The following is a 1,658-nucleotide window of genomic DNA, read 5'->3' on the forward strand; positions in this document are numbered from 1 at the left end:
GCCTGCCATACTTCCCTCAAAAATTGCCATTACTTATTAACTGACAATTCCTTTTGGGATAGGTTCTTAATCCGAGAAAAATGTGCTGGGTCGTAAAAACCTGAAAACCGCCACGCCTTAAGCCTGATTCGGCTTAAATATTTTGGCGCTATAGATGACCTGCGAATAAAACTAAGGTAGGGATTAATATTGGCTTTCGTGGATTTCCCTGATGATGTCGGAATAACACTGACGACTTTCTTTAATGCTGGTTTCATCAAGCGTAAATCCTCGCCGGTTAGCTTCTTCTGTCAGTGTTATTCTGTCGGTGCTGTTCAGCGTTTGCAGTAATTGCAATAACCGGCAGACAACCCGGTAGTGATAAATTTCATAATAAAGGCCGCATCCGTGCATCGCCTCATTTTCAATGTGCTCAATAACACAGGCTGCGCGCATGGAATCTCCGCGCTGACGTGTCCAGGGATGCTGAATAAAACCCGGTTTGGTCATAAAGATAACCTCCGCTAATTAACCACGCATGCGGCCAAATTTACTGATTATCTGGCTGATAATTGCCGGGTCTGCCGAGTCACACTCAAGTAAAAATGATTTTCTGGCATCGGCAGTATGGTCTGGCAGAAAACCGTGCTTGTTCTTTTTGACGATATTAAAGAATGCACGTTCAGCAGAATGGCATTCATTGCCGCCGCCGTTCCCGGTGGCTTTACCGTACATGCATAACACTACTTCACAGGCGTCAGCGGCCATGACGGAAGTTGAATATGACGCCATAGCGCTGAGTAATAATGCGGAGGGTATAACTTTTTTCATTTCGGTCACCTTTGTATTTAAATGAGGATAGCGTATTTGGATATGTTATTTACTGGAGTCCTTTACTGAATACATACCTCATGTCATTGAGATGAAGCGGTTTAAAATAAACATCACTCATACGGCGTATGTCACCGTGAATATCAATGCTGACGATCACATCAATGCTCTTAAGCACCTTTCGTAAAAGCACGTTGAAAGGCATGTTCCGGCAGTCGGGGTTTTCATAGCAGCGGTCAATGAGCCCTTCAATACATTCTTCCGGGCTGCCCGCATGCAGGGAGGTTATCAATCCTTCATGCCCTGAACCGATGATTTTCAGCGCATCCCAGGCTTCTTGTCCGCGAATTTCTGCCAGTAATATCCGGTCAGGGTTCATACGATAATTGGCGTGTATCAGTCTGCCAGACGTGACAATGGCATTATCCCCGGCATCCGCCGGATAAAAGAGATGGACATAATTGGTGTGGTGATAGAACCGGATTTCGGGGTTGTCCTCGATGGTGGTCAGCCTGAGGTGCCGGGGAATATAGTGTAGCAGCGTTTTCATATAGGTGGTTTTACCGGATCCAGTTTCACCGACGATAAAAATCGTCTTGCCGTATTCCACCGCTTTTTCCATAAAGCGGGAAATTTCCCCACCTTGAAAATAGCGGGTCAGTTCAACATCTTTGCCTTCCGTTCGCTCCTTACCGCTTACCCGGTTATAAAATCCCGCATCAATCCATGACTGATGCGTTTTCTGCCCGAATGAGGGCTTGCGCAGCGTAATAGACACGGTATTGCGCTCACAGGCCGGGGGAATAATGGCCTGAATGCGCTCGCCTGATTCAAGCGTGGCGGAAAGG

3 protein-coding genes are annotated in these 1,658 nt (G+C 46.6%); all 3 read right to left on the minus strand.

The annotated features are described in order from the left end of the window. Positions 1–183: 183 nt before the first annotated feature. Entirely contained in the window at positions 184–489 is a 306-nt protein-coding gene (locus tag J8X26_RS24635) for a hypothetical protein (RefSeq protein ID WP_208952252.1), read from the minus strand. Between the two features lie 18 nt (positions 490–507). Next, positions 508–810: a TrbM/KikA/MpfK family conjugal transfer protein gene (locus tag J8X26_RS24640; protein ID WP_208952253.1), complete on the minus strand. Its 303-nt coding sequence runs from the start codon at positions 808–810 to the stop codon at positions 508–510. Positions 811–859: 49 nt separating this feature from the next. After that, on the minus strand, positions 860–1,658 hold a 799-nt coding region (gene virB11 / locus J8X26_RS24645; protein WP_208952254.1), incomplete at its 5' end, for a P-type DNA transfer ATPase VirB11.

The sequence above is a fragment of the Rahnella sp. ChDrAdgB13 genome (assembly GCF_017655185.1).
In the GTDB taxonomy this organism is placed as follows: Bacteria; Pseudomonadota; Gammaproteobacteria; order Enterobacterales; family Enterobacteriaceae; genus Rahnella; species Rahnella contaminans.

Coding starts and splice junctions, on each gene's coding strand:
- J8X26_RS24640 (WP_208952253.1), bottom strand. CDS start 810: ATGAAAAAAGTTATACCCTCCGCATTATTACTCAGCGCTATGGCGTCA.
- J8X26_RS24635 (WP_208952252.1), bottom strand. CDS start 489: ATGACCAAACCGGGTTTTATTCAGCATCCCTGGACACGTCAGCGCGGA.